Source organism: Nocardia suismassiliense, from assembly GCF_900269665.1.
Lineage (GTDB): Bacteria > Actinomycetota > Actinomycetes > Mycobacteriales > Mycobacteriaceae > Nocardia > Nocardia suismassiliense.
In genome coordinates this window covers 8,347,319-8,368,837 of record NZ_LT985361.1, presented here as the reverse complement: position 1 = coordinate 8,368,837, position 21,519 = coordinate 8,347,319, and the positions used below count along the sequence as shown (strand labels likewise).

The window sequence follows — 21,519 nt, the reverse complement described above, 5'->3', positions numbered from 1 at the left end:
CACCCCGCCGGATCTGGATGATAGGTGGAGTGCTCCTGAAGAAGACCGGCGCTGTGGCCGCCGTCCTGGTGACCCTCGCGCTCGCCGGTTGTGGGATCGACCGTGATCTCCCGCCGATCCCCGAGGGCATTCCGCCCGGCCCCGGCACCCCGCTGCCACTGATCGACCTGGACGGCCCCGGTCGCACCGCGCTGCAGTTGCGCGGCTGGGCCGAGGAACAGGCGGATCGCATGGCCATGCCGTCGGTGGCGCTGGAGGCCTACGGCTACGCGGCGGCGATCCTGGCCAGGTCCAGGCCGGACTGCGGCATCGCCTGGACGACCATCGCGGGGATCGCGAGCGTGGAGAGCAAACACGGCACCCATCGCGGTTCGCGCATCGACGCGGACGGCGTGGTGCGCCCGCCGATCATCGGCATCCCGCTCGACGGTGCGCCGGGTGTCGCCCTGATCAAGGACACCGATGGTGGTGCGCTGGACGGTGACCCGGTCTTCGATCGCGCGGTCGGCCCGTTGCAGTTCATCCCGGAAACCTGGAAGCGCTGGGGCGTCGACGCGAACGGCGACGGCGTGGCCGATCCGCAGAACATCGATGACGCGGCCCTCAGCACGGCCCGCTACCTGTGCGCCAGCGGCGGCGACCTGACCTCCGAGCACGGCTGGCAGAAAGCGCTGCTCACCTACAACCAGTCCAACAGCTACCTGCTGACGGTGCGCGACCGAGCGGCCGCCTACAGCGTCGGTCGCCGGGTCTGAGCTGCGGCACCGGAGTGCCGGTTACCCGCTCGGCTCGGCGGAGGCCAGGCTCGCAGCGCACGGCAATTCCCGTAAGACCCACCGTGCCTGCAGCCGAAGGAGTGTCGTTTTCGTGGCCATCATCGAACAGGTCGGAGCTCGCGAGATCCTGGATTCTCGCGGAAACCCCACTGTCGAGGTCGAGATCGCCCTCGACGACGGCACCCTGACCCGGGCCGCCGTGCCCTCCGGCGCCTCGACCGGCGAGCACGAGGCCGTCGAGCTGCGTGACGGCGGCGACCGCTACGGCGGCAAGGGCGGACAGAAGGCCGTCGAGGGTGTGCTCGACGAGATCGCGCCGGCCGTCATCGGCCTGGACGCGGTCGAGCAGCGCACCGTCGACCAGGTGCTGCTGGATCTGGACGGCACCCCGGACAAGTCCCGCCTCGGCGCGAACGCCCTGCTCGGTGTCTCGCTCGCGGTGGCTCGCGCCGCCGCCGAGTCCTCCGGCCTGGAGCTGTTCCGCTACCTCGGTGGCCCGAACGCGCACGTGCTTCCGGTGCCGATGATGAACATCCTCAACGGCGGCGCGCACGCCGACACCAGCGTGGACGTCCAGGAATTCATGGTCGCCCCGATCGGCGCGCCCACCTTCAAGGAGGCGCTGCGCTGGGGTGCCGAGGTGTACCACGCGCTCAAGGCCGAACTGAAGTCCAAGGGCCTGGCCACCGGCCTCGGTGACGAGGGCGGCTTCGCCCCCGACGTGGCCGGCACCCGCGAGGCGCTCGACCTGATCAGCGTCGCCATCGGCAAGACCGGCCTGAAGCTCGGCAGCGATGTCGCGCTGGCGCTCGACGTCGCGGCCACCGAGTTCTACACCACGGGCAGCGGTTACAAGTTCGAGGGCAGTGTGCGCAGCGCCGCCGAAATGACCCAGTTCTACGCCGAACTGCTCGCTTCCTACCCGCTGGTCTCCATCGAGGACCCGCTGTCGGAGGACGACTGGGACGGCTGGGTCTCGCTCACCGACGAGATCGGCGAGAAGATCCAGATCGTCGGCGACGACCTGTTCGTCACCAACCCGGAGCGGCTCGAAGAGGGCATCGCCAAGGGCGCCGCGAACGCGCTGCTGGTGAAGGTCAACCAGATCGGCACGCTCACCGAGACTTTGGACGCCGTGGAGCTCGCGCACCGCAACGGCTACAAGACGATGATGAGCCACCGCTCCGGCGAGACCGAGGACACCACCATCGCCGACCTCGCGGTCGCGGTGGGCAGCGGTCAGATCAAGACCGGTGCGCCCGCGCGCAGCGAGCGCGTCGCCAAGTACAACCAGCTGCTGCGCATCGAGGACGCCCTCGGTGATTCCGCACGGTACGCCGGGGACGTCGCGTTCCCGCGCTTCGTATTCGAGGGTTAGTCAAACAGGGGACGTAATGACGGAGCGACGTGCGCGAGGTACCAGTCCAGCCGGGCGTGGGGACCGCCGCACGTCGCGTTCCGCCACTTCGCGGCCCAAGGCCGGATCCGATACGGAGACGGCCGCCCGCCCTGCCGCGGTAAAACGCACCGCGCGCAGGCGGTCGGAGGACAAGAAGGCCGGGCCGCAGAAGGGCGGGTTGCGCACCAGCGGCCACGGCGCGGACAAGCACGACCGCACGATTTTAGGTCTGTCCACCGGCAAGGCGGTCGTCCTCGCCATCGTGGTGTGCGCGCTCGCGCTCACGCTGGCCGTGCCGATGCGCACGTACTTCACCCAGCGGGCCGAGGCTTCGCAGCTCGCGCAGCAGCGCAAGGACCTGGAGGCCGACCTCGCGCGGCTGCGGGATCGCCGTGCGCAGCAACAGGATCCGGCCTACATCCGCTCCGAGGCACGCGACCGGCTGCGGCTGGTACTGCCCGGCGAGACCCCCTACATCGTGCAGGTGCCCGGCATCGAGGCGCCCGCCGCACCGACCGCCGCGACCAAGTCACGGGAACCGGACCCCTGGTACACCGAACTGTGGCGCAGCATCTCCGAACCACAACCCGCCCCCGCGGCCGAGCAGACGCCGGCGCCCGGCCTGCCGCCTGCCGGGCCGCCGCCAGGACCGGAAGGACCCAGGTGACAGCGCCGAACGACCAGGATCTCGCGATCATCGCCAAGCAGCTCGGCCGCGAACCACGCGGCGTGCTCGCCGTCGCTTATCGCACCCCGGACGGGATCCCGGCCGTCGTGAAAACCGCGCCGCGCCTGCCCGACGGCACCCCGTTCCCCACCCTGTACTACCTGACCGACCCGCGGCTCACCGCCGAGGCGAGCAGGCAGGAATCCGCGGGCGTGATGCGCGAGATGACCGAACGGCTCAGCGGCGACCAGGAATTGGCCGCGGCCTACCGCGCCGCGCACGAGAGCTATCTGGCCGAGCGGAACGAGATCGAGTCGCTGGGTACCGATTTCACCGGCGGCGGGATGCCGGAGCGGGTGAAGTGCCTGCACGTGCTGATCGCGCATGCGCTGGCCAAGGGGCCCGGCGTGAATCCGTTCGGTGACGAGGCGGTGGCGCTGGCCGCCGACAATGGGTTGCGCGGTACCGCGATTCCGGCCGACTGGCCGAAGTACGAGCGGACCGGCATCGACGAAGCGGAGCACAGGGCATGAGTGATCGGGTAGCCGCCGTCGATTGCGGAACCAACTCCATCCGGCTATTGATCGCCGACGTGCTCGCCGACGGCCGGCTCGCCGACGTGCACCGCGAGATGCGGATCGTGCGCCTCGGCCAGGGCGTGGACGCGACCGGTTCGCTGGCGCCGGAAGCGATCGAGCGCACCCGGGTCGCGTTGGCCGACTACGTGGCGTTGATGCGGGAGACCGGCGTCGGCCGGGTGCGGATGACCGCCACCTCCGCCACCCGCGACGCGGCCAACCGCGAGGACTTCTTCGCCATGGCCCGCGCCGAACTCGGCACCGTGGTGCCGGGCGCCGAGGCCGAGGTGATCACCGGCGACGAGGAGGCGCGGCTGTCGTTCGCCGGTGCGATCGGCGAACTGTCCAGTGAGGCAGGGCCTTTCGTCGTGGTCGATCTCGGCGGCGGCTCGACCGAGCTGGTCTTCGGCGACAGCGACGGCGTGCAGGCCGCCTACTCCGCCGACATCGGCTGTGTCCGGATCACCGAACGCTGCCTGCCCGGCAATCCGCCGACCGCCGAACAGGTCAGCGCCGCAAGAGAATTCGCCGCCGAGCGACTAGCCGAAGCCTTCGCGAAGGTGCCCGTCACCGGCGCGCGCACCTGGGTCGGCGTCGCGGGCACCATGACCACGCTGGCCGCGGTCGCCCTCGATCTGCCCGAATACGACTCGGCGAAGGTGCATCTCACTCGCCTCACGTTGGATCAGCTGCGCGCCGTGTGTGATCGCCTGGTCGCCATGACGCACGACGAGCGCGCCGCCCTCGGCCCCATGCACCCGGGCCGCGTCGACGTGATCGGCGGCGGCGCCGTCATCGCCGAGGTGCTCGCCGACGAATTGGCGCGCCGCGCGGGCATTTCCGAGCTCGTCGTCTCCGAACACGACATCCTCGACGGGATCGCGCTGTCCATCGCGTAGTGCGTTGAGCGCCGGTTGCCTACGACGACTTGCTTTCTCGCGCTCGACCGGCCACCAGGTCCGCCAGCCTGGACAGTGACTCCTTGTTGCGCGGTACCAGCAGCTGCGCCTGGACTATGTCGGGCACCAATGCGGCCGGGCCGCTGATCGCGCGTTCGAACATGCTGATCCGGGTGCTCTCGGGGGTCACCTCGCTCAGCTCCAGCCGGATCCAGGCCGAACCGACCGGCCACAGCCGCGCCTCCAGCTCGATCATTCGCGGCGGATCCACCTCACGGACCTTGGTGGTGTCGGACAGGTTCAGCGGCCAGGGACCGACGCTGTGGTGGATGCGGGTGCCCACCGCGGGCCAGCCCGCATCGACATCGCGGATATGCGAGGCGCCGACCACCCAGAGCGGGTACAGCCAGCCGTCGGCCAGCACTGCGAACGTATCCGCCACCGAGGCGGGGACCGTGATCTCTATCGGTTCCATCCGTGCGTCACTTTCGTCGTCCGACGGGGTCGCCGTGGCGGGGACTCGGCTGCGGCGTGTTGTTCCCGGATGCCCAGGGCGGGCCTGAGGAAACGCTCGATTATGCAGTCTGGCACGATCCGCAACCGGGCGCGACGCTGCGAGGATCTTCGAGATTTCGGTGTTGATGCCGAAGAATCGTCGCAAACATGGGAAGGTCTGAGGATGTCGGAAGTGAAAACGGCTGATTCACCGATTGCCGGACGTACCGTCTTCGGTCACCCGATCGGGTTGACCAACCTCTTCGGAGTCGAACTGTGGGAACGGTTCTCGTACTACGGCATGGTCAGCATCCTCGGCTACTACCTGTACTACTCGACCACCGACGGCGGGCTCGGGCTCGCCCAGAGCACCGGTGTCGGCATCGTCGGCGCCTACGGCGGCCTGGTCTATCTGTCCACCGTGCTCGGTGGCTGGATCGCCGACCGGCTGCTCGGCATGGAACGCACGGTGTTCTACGGCGGCGTGGTGGTGATGGCCGGCCATATCGCGCTGGCCGTGCTGCCCGGCCTGACCGGTGTCGGCGTCGGCCTGGTACTCGTCGCGCTCGGCAGCGGCGCGCTCAAGGCGAACGCGTCCTCGCTGCTCGGCACGCTCTATCCGAAGGGTGACGCGCGCGCGGACGGCGGGTTCACGCTGTTCTACCTCGGCATCAACCTCGGCGCGTTCAGCGGTCCGTTGCTCACCGGCCTGCTGCGCGACCACCTCGGCTTCCACTACGCGTTCGGCGCCGCCGCCATCGGCATGGCGCTCGGGCTCATCCAGTACGTCGTGTTCCGGCGCAATCTCGGCACGCACGGCCAGGAGGTGCCGAACCCGTTGCCGCGCAGCGCGATCAGCCCGCTGATCGGCCTGCTTGCCGCCGCCGCGTTGCTGGTCTCCCTGGTCTTCACGACCGGCCTGGTGACCCTGGACAATCTGCCCGACGTGACCACCGGCGTCATCGCCGTCGCCGCCATTATCTACTTCATCGTGATGCTGACCAGCGCCAAGGTGACCCCGATCGAGCGCAGCCGGGTGCGCGCGTTCATCCCGCTGTTCATCGCCAACGCCGTGTTCTGGTCGCTGTTCCAGCAGATCTTCACGGTGCTCACGGTCTACTCCGACGAACGGATCGACTGGCGCATCTTCGGCTGGACCGCCCCGTCGAACTGGATCAGTTCGGTCGAGCCGGTCTGGATCATCACGCTCTCGCCGCTGTTCGCCATCATGTGGACCAAGCTCGGCTCGCGCGCGCCCAGCACGCCGCGCAAATTCGCGCTCGGCGTGATCGGCATGGGACTCGCGTTCATGCTGTTCGTGCCGCTGTCGTTCATCACCGGACAGCACGTGCCGATCCTGCTCATCGTCGCCGTCCTGGCCGGATTCGCGGTGTCGGAGCTGCTGCTCTCACCGATCGGTCTTGCGGTGACCACCCAGCTCGCACCGGAAGCTTTCCGGGCACAGATGATGGCGCTGTACTTTTTCTCGGTTGGCATCGGCACGTCGATGTCGGGTACTTTGGCTCGGTTCTATGACCAAGACCACGAAATCGCCTACTTCGGAATCACCGGCGCCGTCGCGGTCTGCGCCGGACTGATCGTGGCCGCCATCGCGCCGCGGATCAGCAGGCACATGGCGGGTGTGCATTAAGCCGCCAGCCGGGCATAGACGGGTTCGACAGCATGACCAGAGGTAGAGGAGAAGGTGTGGCGATCGAAAAGGTCGACGACGCAACCGGACAGGGAAGTCCATGGGGCGGGTTGTTCCGCACCAAATCGGTCGAGCAATCGATCAAGGACACCGACGAACCGGATTCGAAACTCCGCAAGGACCTGACCGCCTGGGACCTCACCGTCTTCGGCGTCGCGGTGGTGATCGGCGCGGGCATCTTCACGCTCACCGCACGCACCGCGGGCAACGTCGCCGGACCGTCGGTGTCGCTGGCGTTCGTCTTCGCCGCGATCGCCTGCGGGCTGACCGCGCTCTGCTACGCCGAATTCGCCTCGACGGTTCCGGTGGCAGGCAGCGCGTACACGTTCTCCTACGCCACCTTCGGTGAACTCGTCGCGTGGATCATCGGCTGGGACCTGATCCTGGAATTCGCGCTCGCCACCTCGGTGGTGGCCAAGGGCTGGTCGCAGTACCTCGGTGAGGTGATGGGCACGACGCCGGTCGTGCACATCGGCTCGGTGTCCTTCGACTGGGGCGCGGTCCTGCTGATCGCCATCCTCGGTGTGCTGCTGGCGACCGGGACCAAGGTGTCCTCGCGGGTGTCGGCGGTGGCCGTCGCCATCAAGCTGGCCGTGATCGCGCTCGTGCTGATCGTCGGCATCACCTACTTCAAGTCGGAGAACCTGAAGCCCTACATTCCGCCGTCCCAGCCGGGCGCCGAGGGCGACGGCCTGCGCCAGTCGCTGTTCTCCTTCCTGACCGGCGCCGGGCACAGCAGCTTCGGCTGGTACGGCCTGCTCGCCGCGGCCAGCCTGGTGTTCTTCGCGTTCATCGGCTTCGACGTCGTCGCCACCACCGCTGAGGAGACCAAGAACCCGCAGAAGGCGGTGCCGCGCGGCATCCTCGGCTCGCTGCTCATCGTCACCATCCTGTATGTCGCGGTGTCGCTGGTGCTCACCGGCATGGTGCCCTACACCGATCTGGCCGGTGAGAACGCCACGCTGGCAACGGCTTTCGCGATCCACGGCGACACCTGGGTGAAGAACATCATCTCCATCGGCGCGCTCGCCGGACTCACCACCGTGGTCATGGTGATGTTCCTCGGGCAGACCCGGGTGCTGTTCGCCATGGCGCGCGACGGGCTGATGCCGCGCAAACTGGCGCACACCGGCAAGCACGGCACGCCGGTGCGGATCACCGCGATCGTCGGCGTGGTCTGCGCGCTGCTCGCCGGGTTCGTCGACTTCGGCACGCTGGAGGAGATGGTCAACATCGGCACGCTGTTCGCCTTCGTGCTGGTCTCGATCGGCGTGCTCGTGCTGCGCCGCACCCGCCCCGACCTGCCGCGCGGCTTCCGCGTTCCGTGGGTGCCGGTCGTCCCGATCCTCGGCGTCCTCGCCTGCCTGTGGCTGATGCTGAATCTGTCGGTGGAGACGTGGCTGCGCTTCCTGGTCTGGATGGCGCTCGGGTTCCTCATCTACTTCGCCTACAGCCGCAGGCACTCGGTGCTGCGCAACACCCCCGTCGAGTAGTGGGCCGACGAGTGGCACCCGGTCGTGGAGCATCGCGAGCTCCCTGGTGTGCCACTCGTCCAACTGGGGATGCGCTGGCGGCCCGAGGTGGGCGGTAGCGTGGCCAGGGTGTCGCAGCGCGAGCTCGTCGTCCTCGGGACCGCCAGTCAGGTGCCGACCAAGCAGCGCAACCACAATGGATATCTGCTGCTCTGGGACGACGAAGGGGTGCTGTTCGATCCGGGGGAGGGGACGCAGCGGCAGATGACCTATGCCGGGGTGTCGGCCACCGACCTCACCCGGATTGCGATCACCCATTTCCACGGCGATCACAGCCTCGGGCTGGCCGGGGTGGCGCAGCGCATCAGTCTCGACCAGGTGCCGCACCCCGTCGACGTGTGCTTCCCCGCCTCCGGCGCCGAATACTACGACCGGCTCGTCAACGCCACCGCCTACTACCAGCGCGCTGAATTGCGCCCCCGCCCGGTCGAATCGGCGGGCCCGGTGGACTTCCCCGGCGCGCCGTTCGCGGTGACGGCGGTCCGGCTGTCCCACCCGGTCGACACCTTCGGCTACCGGCTCACCGAGCCGGCCGGGCGTCGCATCCTGCCCGACCGCCTGCGGCACTTCGGGCTCAGCGGTCCCGTCATCGGCCGACTACAGCAGCAGGGCCACCTCGAAATAGCCGGACGCACCATCACTCTCGACGAAGTCAGCGAACACCGCCCAGGCCAGAGCTTCGCCTTCGTCATGGACACCCGCCTCTGCGACGGCGTGCACGAACTCGCCGCAGGCACCGACCTGCTCGTCATCGAGGCGACCTTCCTCGACGCCGACGTCTCCCTCGCCGCCGAATACGGCCACCTCACCGCGGGCCAGGCCGCCCGAGTCGCCGCCGAAGCAGGCACCGACACGCTGGTCCTCACCCACTTCTCCCAGCGCTACCGCGACCTCACCGACCACCTCACCGAAGCCCGCAAATACTTCCCCGGCACCATCCACATCGCCACCGACCTGACCCGAATCCCCCTCCCGCCCAGACGATGACAACCACCCGCCCCGTGTCCACCCCCGACCCACTCTTTGGTCAAATGCCCGACTTTTTCCAGGAGGATGCCGACACGTTGCACAGCTAGAACACTCGGAATTCCGGTACACCCGTACGACTCGGTACGCTGTCCCGGACGCCCCCATAGCCCAATTGGCAGAGGCAGTGGACTTAAAATCCATCGAGTGTCGGTTCGAGTCCGACTGGGGGCACTCACAGCATCGACACCAGCGCCGATGCCTGTGGTTTCACCAGGCGGTTCCTGTGCGGCAGCGGCCGAAGCCCGACCATACCCGTGCAGGCCACCCTGGGCATCGCGACGGCTGCAGAATTCAGTGCGGGGCCTCGGCGACATTCGACCCGTCGGAGGTGGGGGCCACCGCCGGTACGAGGTCGATCGGTGGAATCGGATCCAGGTCGGTGACAATCCCGATGGTGCCGATCGCCATCACGCCGGCCAGTGTGATGCCGGCCGGTATCCGCCACCGGAAGGACTTCGAATTGTCTCGCATCAGAAACGATCTCCTTTCTATGGCTGGGCGGCCGACACCCGCACCTGTGGGTGCGCCGTGAGGTGAAGCGGGCGCCGACAGCCTTCTGTGCAGTGCCTACTCCGAGGTTAACGACTGTTACATTTTTGGGCCACGAGGATCGACGTGCGCGCTGTGGCGCAAAACATATAGATTCGATGTTCGCCCGCTCATGGCGTGATTTCCGAGCTTTTTGGCCCGCTTTTGGGGCACCTCATTGCGTTCCTGAGTTGCGGGAGTGTTCCGTAATTGGCACAGTATGTCGCGTAAGCGAAACAATACTCGTCAGGAGGTAGTCCCAATGCTCACTGCGCTCACCGCCCTCGCGCTCGCCCCGATCATCGCCGGCGTCGGTGCTCTTGCCGGTGCTATCGGCGCGGTAGCGCCGCTCATCCCGCTGATCTTCCTCTGAGCTGCGACAGCGAACTGGCGAACGCCCTCACTGGCCGTGTCCGGTGGGGGCGCTGGTTTATCCGAGCTACCCCTCCGATGCCTACTCAACTTGCGAACGGAGACGATCATGGCTGATTCCCCGAAAGGCGGCGCGCCGCTACGGTCGTGGGCCGGTTTGGCGGTCTTGGTCCTGCCGGTGCTGATGATCTCGATGGAGACGTCGGTGCTGTATCTCGGAATGCCCAATGTCGCAGCCGCTTTGCATCCCTCGGCGACGGCGGAGATCTGGATTCTCGACATTTTCGGATTCAGTCTGGCGGCGCTACTGGTGACCATGGGCAATGTCGGCGATCGCATCGGGCGGCGCAAGATGCTGCTGGCCGGTGCCGCAGTGTTCGGCTCGGCCTCGATCGTGGCAGCGTTCGCGCCGAACGTGGGTGTGTTGATCGCGGCCAGGGCACTACTCGGCGTCGGGAGCGCGATGCTGCTTCCGGCGAGCCTGGCCCTTATCGCCAACTTGTTCACCGGCGCTCGCGCGCGCAGTGCCGCGGTCGGTGTCTGGACCGCCTTTTTCGCAGGCGGCGCGGCGGCGGGCTCGGTGATCGGTGGGACGTTGCTCTACGAATTCTGGTGGGGCTCGGTGTTTCTGATCAACGTTCCGGTGGTGCTGGTGATGCTGGTAGCCGCGCCGTTTCTGGTGCCCGAGTACCAGGAACCCGAGCCGGGGCCGCTCGACATAATGAGCGTGGGCCTGTTCGCGGCTGCCGTGCTGCCGCTGGTATTCGCGGTGAAACGCGCCGCCGCCACCGGTGTCGATCTCCTGACTACCGTCAGCGCCGTCATGGGCGTGGGCATGCTGGTCTGGTTCGTCCGGCGACAGCGGGAATTGCCCACACCGCTGCTCGATCTATCCCTGTTGCGGCGGCGATCTTTCGCCACAGTGATCGCGGCGGCGTCCATCGGCGCGCTCTCCTGGGCCGGCATGAGCTATCTCACCTGCGCTTATCGCCAGTCGGTGCTCGGCTGGAACGTGCTCGACGCGGCATTGCTCGGAATCCCCATGGCCGCAGCGGTATTCGTCGCCTCGGTCGCCGGTGTCCGAGTCGGCGCACGGTGGGGCGCGACCCGCACGATTCTGCTCGCACTCGGCTCGGCCGCGTTGGGCAACCTGGTCCTGATCCTGACCGGTGTCGATACCGGCTACCTGTGGTATCTGACCGGGTCCACAATCGCGGGACTCGGCTACGGCGTGCTGTTCACCTTCGCCTCGGACGCAGCAGTATCGTCGGTCCCGCTGGATGAAGCCGGTGCCGCGGCGGGTATCTCGGAGACAAGCCTCGAACTCGGAAGCGGGCTCGGTATCTCCTTGCTCGGCTCTGTGTCGACTGCGATCTTTCGCTCGGGCGGCGACTTCGCTCCGACCCTGGCCGAAACGCTCACCCACGCGAACGGCGACACCACGATCATCGACTCGGCCAGAGCCGCCTTCGTCACCGGCATGCACCTCGCGATCCTCGCGGGCACAGCAGCGTTGGTGCTCACCGCCGTCGGCATCTGGGCGATAAACAAGCCAGGCGGCAGATAGCCCGTCGGTACTTACCTGACAGTCCCTGGCTGCGGGCCGACGGCGGACTTGGCCCGTCGTGGATAGGCGAAGTAGCCGATGAGCCCGGAGGCGGTATAGAGCAGGGTGGTCGCCAGGATTATCGGCCAGCCGAAGTGCTCGCGCAGGTCAGCGAAGATGCTGGGTGCGACGTGGCTGCCGATGCGTATCAGGTTTCCGATGGTTGCCAGGAACGCGCCGAGCACCATCGGAAGAAGGGCCAGGCGGGTTTTGCGAGACAGTCGGGCGATCAAGACCGAGGCCAGCACGGCGAGGTGTGAGATCAGCACGGTGGTAGCGGCGACGTAGGAGTACAGCAAGGCGGGACCGCCGAGTTGGTCGACGTACTTGATGTGGGTGTGCGGGGCGTCCGAGACTGCCCACAACATCAGCAGCACCAAGGCGTCGGCGGTGAAGATGCGAACGATCCATGGTCGCAGGTGCTCGAATCCCCAGGCCTGGGCGACCAGCGAGCAGATATAGCCTGCGGCGGCGGCAGTAACCAGATCGCCCAGCAAATCGGTGATGTTGGCCAGGTGCAGGTTTTCCGGCAGTTGGTCATCGAGCCAGTCGCTCTCCAACACCACAGGATGGCGCAGCACAGTACTGACGATCAGCAGTGCTACCACGATGGTCAGCGGCCGGGATTTCGGCTGACTCCGCCAGCGAGTCAGGCGCAGGCAGATCGTCGCCAGCGCAAGCAGACAGGCGAAGAGGTAGACCATCGTGTGGCCGCTCATGTCAGCAATCCCTCCGAGATGTCGATGTCGCGCCGCCAGCGCTTGCGTTTGGGCGGGGACGCTTCGGTTCCGGTGTCATCGGCAGTTTCGGATCGGCGCAGCCGTTCCTTCTCGCGCCGGGCGAGCTCGTCGAGCAGTTGCAGTCCGGTGGCGGCACGTAGCGGTTCGCTCGCCGCCGCACGCAACGCTTCGTCTCGGGTCAGGAGCCCGGCCGCGACGAGGCCATCGACCGGGTTCACGCCATAAGCCCGGGCGAAATCGATGACAGTCTCGGCGACCGGTGGGTCGCTTTCCCGCAGATGCCTGCCCACCCGGTTGTTACCGATACCCATTCGCGCGGCGATGGCGCGCTCGCTGTCACCGCTGGCCACGTGGTCTCGCCACGCCAAGAACCGTTCCATGCGTTCACTCACCCATGCAGTGTTCCAGTTCCGGGACATAACCCAAAACAGTCGGCGTGGTGCAAACCGTCAAGATCCGCGAAATGCCCGCTCAGTCCGGGATCGACCTAGCACGTGTTGCGCTATTGACTAGTATTCGTCGCGGCACGGGGTGGGCGTGCTTGCTGCAAAATTGGAACAGTGTAGTCGACATCGAGCCGGCCGACGTCGAACAACTATCCGTGGGAGGTGCTCTGCGCTTCCGCCGCCGGTGTATCCGGCCTACCCACTTCAAAGGCTCTCAACACAGTGGGATCCGGCGCTGGGCTCACTCGCCTTGCGGCCCGCGTGCGGATGGCGGGTTGTGTTGGACGCGTACATGCAAGGCTCTGCAGACACTGTGCAAAGGGATGCAAGCATCCGTTAATCGGCTCACGTGATGTATCTCGCCGCGGCAGCGGTGAGCCGTGATAATGAGCTTGATGCTGATGAGCAGCTCCTGCAACAGTCGGAGCGATTCGTCCGGTGGATCCTGATATCCAGTGTGTAGTTGGGTCAGCACAGTCGCGGTCAGACTCAAATCTGCTGCAGGGAACCCGTTTTCACCGATCGGCCGACGCATGCCGTGGGTGGTGATCTGCGTTGAACGACCCAGTTGGGTCGCTACCGCAGCCATTACCGCCGGCGCGGGCCCTTCGGTCCGCCGTGCCCACAGGGCGAGTACTCCCGCTACCCGACTGGCCGCGCGCGCCCACTCACCACGATTGCGATGGGCGAGCGTACGAAGGTACTCGTTGAACACCGCGGCATCACCGGACGCGCGCTTCCACAGCGCCGGATCGGTGAAAGCTACCCGTTCGCGATCCCATTCTCCCGAGGCCGGCATGTGCAGCCATTGGGCCCGGGCGCGTTCGCGTGCGTGGTCGCAGTCATCCCAGTGTTCGCGCAACGCGGTCAGCCGCAAATCCCAGGGCAGGTGCCCGTCCAGCAGGATCGCGGGCCTGCTGTCGGTAGTTCCGTCCTGTTGTAGTGCGCGGATCCCGATGCCGTACCCGGTTACTACGTCGTCGTCCTCGCACCACTGCGCGACGATGGGGATCCCGGCGGAGTGCATCCGCCGGACCCACTCTGCCTCCGACAAGCTCACCGTCGCCATCGCTCGGATGGTGAGAATGTAGTTGTCCAGCTGCGCTTCGGCCGGGGTTCGCTCGCGTCGTTCGATACCGGCACGCAACTGCTCGGCCAACTCGAAATCAGCGGCTGTTGATGACGGCAACTCGAGGCTGTACGTCTGAAGCCGGTCCGTGTGCGATATGCGCTGTGGCGGGGAATCGTCGGTCATCGGAGGTCCTTCCGATATTGGGGGTGGTCACGATGCGGGCGTATGCGCGCGGATGGGGTGTGGGGCACGGCGTGCCCCACACCCGCTAACGGAACAGGTTGTGCCTCATGGCTGGACCCAGCCGATACCCGCGCCCAGCAGCGCCCCGATGACGCCGCCGGGGATCGCGCCGAAGACAGGGAGGACGAAGAACCCGATCAGCGCCCCGAGGCCGCCGCCGATGAGTGCGCCCACACCGGCGTTGTACTGGTGCCGAGCCAGATCCGAGGCGTCCTCGACGAAGTGCAGCGGCAGTTCCGCCCGCTGCACCGGATCGGCCGCCGGCAGTCCGACCGGAGTGAGCACGAGGCTGCGCCCCGCTTCCCCGACTTCTGGCCGGAGATCGTAGGTTCGGCCGGCCGCCTGGTAGGCGAGCGGCAACGTTTCCACGACCGTGCCGTTGTCATCGGAGACGGTCACACCCCGGCCGTCGGGGGTCAGCGCGAAGCCGCCCGCGTCCAGCACGGTCCGGACGCCGGTGCTGTCCGCGGTCGGGCTGACGGTCAGACCAACGCCCTGCGCCTCGCCACGCAATTCGGTGACGGTGGACTGAGTGTCCACGGAGTCGACCGGCAATGTCGTGGCGTGGACAGTGCCGGAGGTGAGACCGATGGCAGCGATGGCCAAAACCGCTGTACCCGTCAGTGACTTGATGTTCTTCATGGCATCTCCTGCCTGTTCGATCCGTTGTGCGGACCTTTGCCAGTTGGATAGTTGTGTCGCGGGCTCATGTTTTGATCCCGACACATACTGTGCCAATTTTGCATCACTAGGGCAACCCGGCATCGCGACCGTTACGGGCTGAAAACGCCGCGAAAGGCCCGTGAGGCCTCGTCTGAGCGGGAGTTCTTCGAGTTTCTATGACTCGAGCCACAGATATTTGATCCATATCCGTCCCATATATGGAACAGCCGTGTGGCGGCCGGTGCGACGTAGCTCCGACCGGTCAAGGGTGCGGGAAGGCATGTCCCCTAGCGCGACGCGCAGCCCAGTGCCTGTTCCCGAAGGGTGGCAAGCACGCGCATCAAGATTCGGGAAACCTGCATCTGGGACACGCCGAGCCGTTCCGCGATCTGGGCTTGGGTCATCGAGTCGCAGTAACGCCAGATCAGCACTCGGCGTTCGCGTGAGGTGAGCTCGGCGATCAGCGGCCTTACGGTGAGTGCCTCTTCGACGAGGTGGTAACAGTGCTCGTCACTGCCGAGCCGGTCGGTGAGGGGGATCTGTGCGCCGGACTCGTCGGTGACGGTGACGTCGAGTGACTCGGCGGAATAGCAGTTGGCGGCCAGCTTCGCCTGGGTGACCTCGGCGAGTTCGATGGCGAGTTCGATGGCGAGTTCTCGGTCGGTCGGCAAGCGACTGTGCCGCTGGGCGAAGGCTTCGGTAGCCGGGCCGAGCAGGGCTCGGGTGTCCTTGGCCCGCCGGGTAACTCGTAATGCCCAGGTGTGATCGCGGAAGTAGCGTCGCACCTCGCCCATGATGGTGGGTATGGCAAAGGCCAAGAATGACGGTCCCTGCGACGGATCGAATCGGTCGATGGCGTACAGCAAGCCAACGCGCGCGACTTGGATCAAATCGTCGGCGTCTGCGCCGCGCCCGGCGTAGCGCTGGGCGATGTGGTCGGCCAGCGGCAGCGCCCGGCATACGATCTGTGCGCGCAGAACGCGGCGACGTCGGTCGGCGGGGCCCAATGCAGCGAGCTCCGCCAGCGATGGCTCGAGCTGTTCGTAGTCTCGGCTGTCGCTGACCGCGGTAGCACTGCCGGGTCGGCTGTACGGCGTGGTCGATGCCGTCATCGGAACTCCTAGATCTTTGGATTTCATTGCCCGGCAGCGTGTTTCATTCAGTACGCGCGTCGCGCGTCGGCGCTGAAGGCTGCCGATGGACACGGGATGCGGACGCGTCCTCCGGTGTCGGTTGTATCGCCGGCCGTAGCCCCGGCCGAGTGCGGCAGGGCCATAGGGCGGCTGTTCTGTTTTCGCCACTTACTGTGCCGATGGCGAGTCCCGAACGCAACGCGGGAATGCAACAACTTCTACCATTATCGCAACAGCAACTCAATCCATGCGGCTGTGAGCAGCCGATCTGTGAGTTTTTATGTCGTTTGCCACACGGCAGGATTCAAGAACTGTCCCGAAGATGGGACAGTAAGTAGTACGGCTCGGCGCAGCTGTGTTCGCGACCGTTGACGTTTCAGGCGGGGTTCAGCCGGCCAAATCGGCGAGGTGGGGGCGGTGGGTTCGGGTGGTGGCGCGGACTGCGGCGGCGATCGCGACTATCGGCGGCACCCAGCGGGCCTCGGTGGGGGAGATCGACCAGGAGGCTGCGCCGTGGGCGAGTCTGGTCGGGGGGAGGGGGATGCTGGCGCCGTGGGTGTGCACGGACGCGCCTGCGTTGCGCAATGCTTCGATCGCCATGGCGGCCTTGGTGGCACCGCGGACGAGGTGGATTTCGCGGCGCTGTGCGTCGGGGATTTCGATGACCGGACCGGAGAGGTTGTTGGCGCGCAGGAAGCGGCGGACTGCGGCGGCCATGGCGCCGGTGAGTTCGACGGCGGCGATCCGGTCGTCGGTGATCAGGCAGCAACCGTTGGCTGTTTCGGTGACGGTCCAGCCGTGGCGGCGGTAGTCCTGCGCCGCGTCGAGTGTCGCCGTGGTGACGGAACTCGGGAACGTCACGGGCACTGCCTTCTCCTTCACCAGGTAGATCGAGGTCTCGCAGCGGGATGTGCAGGTGGTTCGGGCTGCTCGGCCGGAACCGGGCCGACAGGCCCAACTCTCACATCTGCACCTGTGCATCAAATCCGTTGCGGCTAAGAGTTTCCCTACAGAAACCTTGCGATCCTTAACCGCTCCAGCGATTCTGCGCGCAACCCCCGTGCGAAACATCGCCCCGCGGTCTCGTCCCTTGTCATCCTTTGGGCGTACCTACCCCGACCCCAGTCACCGCCGACCCTGAGCTCGCCCCGAGAAAGAATGGCGAGCCGCAGGCCAAGCGCCTGCGGCTCGCGCACTGAATGCCGATCAACCCCTCGGTGCACGGCTTCAGCTGGGTCGGGCCGGTGCCTCGACCGATACTCGTCTGCCGATGATCCTGACAGTCTCGGCTGATCGGGGGTATCGGTCGTACGACCGACAGGGAGCGAACACGCCACCGGTAGGCGCAAACTCCCGTCCCGGGAGTGTCGATCTTGCACAATCGGTGCATGCCCAAGCCCTGCCTGCTGCTCCAGTTACGACCCGAGCGCGCCGCGGCGGACGACGAGTACTACGCCATCCTGCGTGCGGGCGGACTCGACGCCGGTGACGTGGTGCGGGTGCAGATGGACCAGGGCCTTCCGCACCTCGAACTCGACGATTTCGCGGCGGTGATCGTCGGCGGTGGACCGAGCAATGTCGGCGGACCGGAGGACAAGAAGTACGACTACCAGCAGCGTTTCGAGCCGGGACTGAAGAAGCTGCTGCTCGAGATCGTCGCCCGTGACTTCCCGTATCTGGGTGCCTGCTATGGGCTGAGCATCCTGGCGGACGTGCTCGGCGGCACGGTGAACGGCGAACGGTACAGCGAGAAAGCGGGCGCGCAGACGATCGAATTGTCCGACCACGGGGCCGAAGATCCCCTGCTGCGCGGCATTCCACGGTCGTTCCGGGCCTTCGGCGGCCACAAGGAGGCGTGCCAGGATGTGCCGCCGAACGCGGTATTGCTGGCGGGATCGGCCGGTTGCCTGGTGCAGATGATCCGCGTCGGCCGGCATGTGTACGCGACCCAGTTCCATCCCGAACTCGATGGCGACGGACTCGCGCTGCGCATCGAAATATATCGGCACGCAGGCTATTTCGATCCGGCGGAAGCGGACTATCTCACCGAGCTAGGTCACCGGGAAAACATCACCGCGCCGAAGGAGATATTGCGCCGCTTCCTCACCAGGTACCGCAGCGAGGATTGAGCAGGCCGGTCAGCCGGTGGTGATGCCACTGGCGATCTTGACGACGACCTTGTCGGCGGTGACCTCCTGCACCGTGACATTGAACCCGTCGGCGGACTGCGTCTGCCCGGCCGGAACGCTGACCTGCTGGCCACCCACCTTCAGCGTGACGGTATCGCCGTTCACCGCAACGAGTTCCGCGTCCACCCCGATGATGGTGACCTTGGCGTTCACCCCGCGGTCGAAGGTGACCGTGCAACCGCTCACGCCGCAGTCGGTCTTGGTACCCGCACCCTCCACCGTGCAGGCGGACACTGCGAGCACAGCGAACAGGGCGAGCGCGAGCAGGACGGCCAAGCGGCGAGCAGACATGCCGCCAGAATAGAGCGAATCGGACAAGATCGGGTCCGCCTCGCGTCATTGTCACACTGCCGGTTACCCGGACGACTCCGAACGCCGCCGATTGTTCGCACGCAGGGCGGCGTTGTCGGTGCGCAGGCGGTCGTTGTCGGAATGCAGGTCGGCGTTGGCGTCTTCCAGGTCGAGGATGCGGCCGATGCCTGCGAGGTTGACCCCCGCGGCGGCCAGCGTGGTGATGCGGTGCAGTCGAGCGAGATCATCGCCGCTGTAGCGGCGGGTGCCGCCGTCGCTGCGGGCGGGTCGGACCAGGCCGTGCCGTTCGTAGAGCCGCAGTGTCTGCACACCGATACCGGCCAGGTCGGCGGCCACCGAGATCCCGTACACCGCCTGTCCCGAATCGGGTAGGTGCGTTCCACCCTGTGGCTCTGCTGGCATGTCACTCCTTCTCTCGCAGATTTTCTAGTGTAGACACTTGCACTCACCTGTCGAGAGTGCTAAAACAAATCTATGTCAGATGACACAGGTTATCTGATCCGACGACGAAGAATGGAGTGAGTTGGAGGTGGCGACCATGCTGATGCGTACCGATCCGTTCCGCGATCTGGACCGTCTCACGCAGCAGGTGTTCGGCACAGCGGCCCGTCCCGCGGTGATGCCGATGGACGCTTGGCGCGAGGGCGACGAGTTCCTGGTGGAGCTCGACCTGCCAGGCATCGACCCGAAGTCACTGGATCTGGATATCGAGCGCAACGTCTTGACCGTTCGGGCGACCCGCCCCGAGCTGGACTCGTCGCGGTCGATGATCGCCGCGGAACGCTCCCGCGGGGTGTTCAGCCGCCAGTTGTTCCTCGGTGAGGGCCTCGACACCGACCACATCCGGGCCGACTACACCGATGGCGTGCTGCGCTTGAGCATCCCCGTCGCGGAGAAGGCCAAGCCACGCAAGATCGAGATCGAGCACAGCGACCGGCGGCAGGCGATCAACGCCTGACCGGTCCCGGCCCGACGCTTCGTGCAGGAGGCAGGGTCATGACCGGAATCGATACTCGCGCAGTATCGTTCAACACCTTCGACGGCGAACTGCTGCTGCTGGACCCCGAGGTCGAGCGGTTGTTCGCCGAGGTGGACACGATTCTGTGTGAAGCCCGCGCGCGAATGGCGGCCCCGCCACGAGTGCCGGTTCCGGTCCCGGGCCCGTGGCCGCGCGCGAGCCGGCCGTGCTTCGGGCACCCGGCTCGGTTGCGCGGCCGTCCGCCCGGGACCGGGCGGGCCACTCAGCGCGGTCCGCCTCCGCCGCGCTGCACAGCCCAATGGTCAAGCGCGAGAGAGGAAGCGAGGTGAGGCCCGGATCACGATATCGAGCAGCAAGTCCGTCGGTGGTGCTGCCGTCGCTACCGAGCACCAGGCGCGTTCGAGAACACAGTGCGATCAGTTATCCGCGCACAGCCACCGTTGTGGCGTCACGGGTAGCACGGCATCGCCGCCGCGGACCGTGTGAAAAGTCACGTTCCTCTTCCTAGAACAGGCCCGGCCGGTAACCGGGCCTGTTCGACCTATCCGACGACCAGGCCCAGATCACCAGCGTGAGGAGGTTCGCCATGACCACGATTCCCGCAGGCAGCGCCGCCGACTTGGCCGAGCAGCAGGCAGCGGTATCCGACTTCGACGTGCCCACCGGACTCGACGAGACGGCGATCCCCCCGCTGGCCGAGCGCATTCGGGACGCCTTCGAGGCCGCGGACATCACCGACCGCATCGAGCAGTCCATGATCACCCCGCTCCCCGACGACGACTACCCCTTTGCCTACTGACCGGGTCCGTCAGTGGTCCCGGCGTGCCCGGAAGGAAAGCGCCAGATGGTAATTCAGCATGCCCCCGGATTCGCCCTGACCCTCTTCACCGGCGTCGCCGCGCTGGCCGCGCTCGGCGCCCCGCCGATCATCCTGCTCATGCTGCCGACCGTGGGCGCCGGTGCGATGCTGGCAACGATCCTGCGCGATCCCGTCACCTAGGGTCTGTCGCAGGCCCCGTCCGCCCCCGGATGCATCCGGCCGACCCTGGCGTCGATGACGCCCGGTGCCATAGGTGCCGTACCGGAGCCGGGACTATCGTGGAGTTCATGGGCGTCATGGGCGACCTGTTTCCGGGTAAGAAGCTGACCGACGAGGGCAGCGGGGACAGCGACGGCCAGTCGCATACTCCCCGGCTCGCCCTCGATCTCGATGCCGGTGTGATCCGGATATCGAGTCCGGTTGCTCCCGCCGAACCGGTGGAAGGCGACTGATCCGCCTATCCGCCGGGTAGGTCAGGCGCGTTCGTCCTCGAGATCCGGATCACCCCAGCTGTGCTGGTGGAGCGAATGCGTACCAGGATTGACGGTGCTAGTTGCGGAAGCGGCAAGCGCCCGCGTACGGCATCGACGCCAACGGGGACATGGTGACGCCGGTGCCATAGGTGGAGGCGTGGATGACGTTGCCGTCGCCCGCGTACAACGCGGAGTGGCCGCCGCCGTAGAACGACACCAGGTCACCGGGGCGCAAATCCTCGCGCGGCACCGGGGTTCCGGCGGCGAGCTGGTCATAGCTGGTGCGCGGCACCGAAACTCCGGCCTGCCCATAGGACCACTGGACCAAACCCGAGCAGTCGAAGGAGTCCGGGCCCGCGGAGTTGGCGCTGTAGCCGGAGCCGAGCTTGGCGCGGGCGGCGTCGACCGCGACCTCACCGGTGGTCTTCATCGGTGCGACGCGCGGGTACGCCGGCGTCGGCACCTTGATGCCGGGAAGGCTTGCCAGGCTGGAGTATTCGAGGCCCGGAATGTCCGGCAGCGCGAACGTGATTCCGGGAGCGGAGAACTCGGCCCGGGACGGCGCGGCGGAGGGAGCAGCGGATGGCGCGCTCTCCTGCGGTGGATTCGCGACCTGAACGCCGGGAAGGCCAGGGGGAAGCGGGATTTCGTTCGGCACCTCGAAAGTACCGAGGCCGGGGACGGTAACTGGCTGGGCCGAAGCCTCTGCGGCGGAGAACAGGAGCGCGCCGGAGACTGCTGCTCCCGCGGCAAGTGTCCACCAGAACACCCGCCGCAGCGGGTGGGTATATCGGACGTCGTCGGTTTCCGATGCCATGATCAGGTCCTCCGATGGTCATTTCGAAGGCCTTGGCTCG

Annotated in this window: 25 protein-coding genes and 1 tRNA gene; 15 read left to right on the top strand and 11 right to left on the bottom strand. The window is 66.7% G+C overall.

Annotated elements, in window-relative coordinates; all coding sequences use genetic code 11:
- The first annotated feature begins 17 nt into the window (after positions 1-17).
- The 5 genes from DBO33_RS37515 (at position 18) to DBO33_RS37495 (ending at position 4,319) form a co-directional block, all read left to right on the top strand.
- Positions 18-755, top strand: coding sequence for a lytic transglycosylase domain-containing protein (locus DBO33_RS37515; protein WP_107659263.1), 738 nt, complete (start codon positions 18-20; stop codon positions 753-755).
- A gap of 112 nt (positions 756-867) precedes the next feature.
- Complete coding sequence (eno, locus tag DBO33_RS37510; RefSeq protein WP_107659262.1) at positions 868-2,154, top strand: phosphopyruvate hydratase; 1,287 nt, start codon at positions 868-870, stop codon at positions 2,152-2,154.
- A 16-nt stretch (positions 2,155-2,170) separates the two neighbouring features.
- Positions 2,171-2,842 (top strand): FtsB family cell division protein, encoded by a 672-nt coding sequence (locus DBO33_RS37505; protein ID WP_107659261.1) that lies wholly within the window; start codon positions 2,171-2,173, stop codon positions 2,840-2,842.
- Positions 2,839-3,375: a DUF501 domain-containing protein gene (locus DBO33_RS37500; RefSeq protein WP_107659260.1), complete on the top strand. Its 537-nt coding sequence runs from the start codon at positions 2,839-2,841 to the stop codon at positions 3,373-3,375. The genes DBO33_RS37505 and DBO33_RS37500 overlap by 4 nt, the downstream gene beginning before the upstream one ends.
- Positions 3,372-4,319, top strand: coding sequence for a Ppx/GppA phosphatase family protein (locus tag DBO33_RS37495; RefSeq protein ID WP_107659259.1), 948 nt, complete (start codon positions 3,372-3,374; stop codon positions 4,317-4,319). Before DBO33_RS37500 ends, DBO33_RS37495 begins: the two co-directional genes overlap by 4 nt.
- Positions 4,320-4,338: 19 nt before the next feature.
- On the opposite strand, the gene DBO33_RS37490 is transcribed toward DBO33_RS37495, so the two are convergent.
- Entirely contained in the window at positions 4,339-4,794 is a 456-nt protein-coding gene (locus tag DBO33_RS37490; RefSeq protein WP_107659258.1) for an SRPBCC family protein, read from the bottom strand.
- 204 nt (positions 4,795-4,998) lie between these two features.
- Between DBO33_RS37490 and DBO33_RS37485 the strand changes: the two genes are divergently transcribed.
- The 4 genes from DBO33_RS37485 to DBO33_RS37470 all read left to right on the top strand — a co-directional run bounded on the left by DBO33_RS37485 (position 4,999) and on the right by DBO33_RS37470 (position 9,257).
- The gene (locus DBO33_RS37485; protein WP_107659257.1) at positions 4,999-6,465 is read left to right on the top strand and encodes a peptide MFS transporter; all 1,467 of its coding nucleotides are present in this window, start codon (positions 4,999-5,001) and stop codon (positions 6,463-6,465) included.
- Positions 6,466-6,521: 56 nt separating this feature from the next.
- A complete protein-coding gene (locus tag DBO33_RS37480) occupies positions 6,522-8,018 on the top strand; it encodes an APC family permease (protein WP_234391253.1) in 1,497 nt (498 codons plus the stop codon).
- A 108-nt stretch (positions 8,019-8,126) separates the two neighbouring features.
- Positions 8,127-9,044, top strand: coding sequence for a ribonuclease Z (locus DBO33_RS37475; RefSeq protein WP_107660932.1), 918 nt, complete (start codon positions 8,127-8,129; stop codon positions 9,042-9,044).
- A gap of 139 nt (positions 9,045-9,183) precedes the next feature.
- Positions 9,184-9,257, top strand: a tRNA-Leu gene (locus DBO33_RS37470).
- 120 nt (positions 9,258-9,377) lie between these two features.
- Here the strand turns inward: DBO33_RS37470 and DBO33_RS37465 are convergent.
- Positions 9,378-9,557, bottom strand: coding sequence for a hypothetical protein (locus DBO33_RS37465; protein ID WP_107659256.1), 180 nt, complete (start codon positions 9,555-9,557; stop codon positions 9,378-9,380).
- A 538-nt stretch (positions 9,558-10,095) separates the two neighbouring features.
- On the opposite strand from DBO33_RS37465, the gene DBO33_RS37460 reads away from it, so the two are divergent.
- Complete coding sequence (locus DBO33_RS37460; RefSeq protein WP_107659255.1) at positions 10,096-11,553, top strand: MFS transporter; 1,458 nt, start codon at positions 10,096-10,098, stop codon at positions 11,551-11,553.
- 11 nt (positions 11,554-11,564) lie between these two features.
- Here the strand turns inward: DBO33_RS37460 and DBO33_RS37455 are convergent, their stop codons facing one another.
- From DBO33_RS37455 to DBO33_RS37430, 6 genes are all read right to left on the bottom strand, one after another.
- Entirely contained in the window at positions 11,565-12,311 is a 747-nt protein-coding gene (locus DBO33_RS37455) for a hypothetical protein (protein WP_107659254.1), read from the bottom strand.
- Positions 12,308-12,724: a hypothetical protein gene (locus DBO33_RS37450; protein WP_159080709.1), complete on the bottom strand. Its 417-nt coding sequence runs from the start codon at positions 12,722-12,724 to the stop codon at positions 12,308-12,310. The genes DBO33_RS37455 and DBO33_RS37450 overlap by 4 nt, the downstream gene beginning before the upstream one ends.
- Positions 12,725-13,019: 295 nt before the next feature.
- Complete coding sequence (locus tag DBO33_RS37445; RefSeq protein ID WP_107659252.1) at positions 13,020-14,033, bottom strand: hypothetical protein; 1,014 nt, start codon at positions 14,031-14,033, stop codon at positions 13,020-13,022.
- Positions 14,034-14,138: 105 nt separating this feature from the next.
- Positions 14,139-14,735, bottom strand: coding sequence for a hypothetical protein (locus tag DBO33_RS37440; protein WP_107659251.1), 597 nt, complete (start codon positions 14,733-14,735; stop codon positions 14,139-14,141).
- A 308-nt stretch (positions 14,736-15,043) separates the two neighbouring features.
- Complete coding sequence (locus DBO33_RS37435; RefSeq protein ID WP_107659250.1) at positions 15,044-15,868, bottom strand: SigB/SigF/SigG family RNA polymerase sigma factor; 825 nt, start codon at positions 15,866-15,868, stop codon at positions 15,044-15,046.
- 408 nt (positions 15,869-16,276) lie between these two features.
- Positions 16,277-16,756 (bottom strand): hypothetical protein, encoded by a 480-nt coding sequence (locus DBO33_RS37430; RefSeq protein WP_107660931.1) that lies wholly within the window; start codon positions 16,754-16,756, stop codon positions 16,277-16,279.
- Between the two features lie 521 nt (positions 16,757-17,277).
- Here DBO33_RS37430 and DBO33_RS37425 point away from each other — a divergent pair.
- Complete coding sequence (locus DBO33_RS37425; protein ID WP_107659249.1) at positions 17,278-18,018, top strand: glutamine amidotransferase; 741 nt, start codon at positions 17,278-17,280, stop codon at positions 18,016-18,018.
- A 9-nt stretch (positions 18,019-18,027) separates the two neighbouring features.
- Here DBO33_RS37425 and DBO33_RS37420 read toward each other — a convergent pair whose 3' ends face one another.
- Entirely contained in the window at positions 18,028-18,369 is a 342-nt protein-coding gene (locus DBO33_RS37420; protein ID WP_107659248.1) for a hypothetical protein, read from the bottom strand.
- A gap of 63 nt (positions 18,370-18,432) precedes the next feature.
- The gene (locus DBO33_RS37415) at positions 18,433-18,792 is read right to left on the bottom strand and encodes a MerR family transcriptional regulator (RefSeq protein WP_107659247.1); all 360 of its coding nucleotides are present in this window, start codon (positions 18,790-18,792) and stop codon (positions 18,433-18,435) included.
- A gap of 136 nt (positions 18,793-18,928) precedes the next feature.
- Between DBO33_RS37415 and DBO33_RS37410 the strand changes: the two genes are divergently transcribed.
- From DBO33_RS37410 to DBO33_RS43710, 4 genes are all read left to right on the top strand, one after another.
- Positions 18,929-19,348 carry an Hsp20/alpha crystallin family protein gene (locus tag DBO33_RS37410; protein ID WP_107660930.1) on the top strand — a complete coding sequence of 140 codons (420 nt, stop codon included), beginning with the start codon at positions 18,929-18,931 and terminating at the stop codon, positions 19,346-19,348.
- Positions 19,349-19,955: 607 nt separating this feature from the next.
- Positions 19,956-20,168 carry a hypothetical protein gene (locus tag DBO33_RS37405; RefSeq protein ID WP_107659246.1) on the top strand — a complete coding sequence of 71 codons (213 nt, stop codon included), beginning with the start codon at positions 19,956-19,958 and terminating at the stop codon, positions 20,166-20,168.
- 45 nt (positions 20,169-20,213) lie between these two features.
- Positions 20,214-20,369, top strand: a complete 156-nt coding sequence (locus DBO33_RS43280) for a hypothetical protein (RefSeq protein WP_159080708.1) — start codon at positions 20,214-20,216, stop codon at positions 20,367-20,369.
- Between the two features lie 107 nt (positions 20,370-20,476).
- A complete protein-coding gene (locus DBO33_RS43710) occupies positions 20,477-20,641 on the top strand; it encodes a hypothetical protein (RefSeq protein ID WP_199856873.1) in 165 nt (54 codons plus the stop codon).
- Between the two features lie 97 nt (positions 20,642-20,738).
- On the opposite strand, the gene DBO33_RS37400 is transcribed toward DBO33_RS43710, so the two are convergent.
- The gene (locus DBO33_RS37400) at positions 20,739-21,479 is read right to left on the bottom strand and encodes a C40 family peptidase (protein ID WP_107659245.1); all 741 of its coding nucleotides are present in this window, start codon (positions 21,477-21,479) and stop codon (positions 20,739-20,741) included.
- Positions 21,480-21,519: the final 40 nt, after the last annotated feature.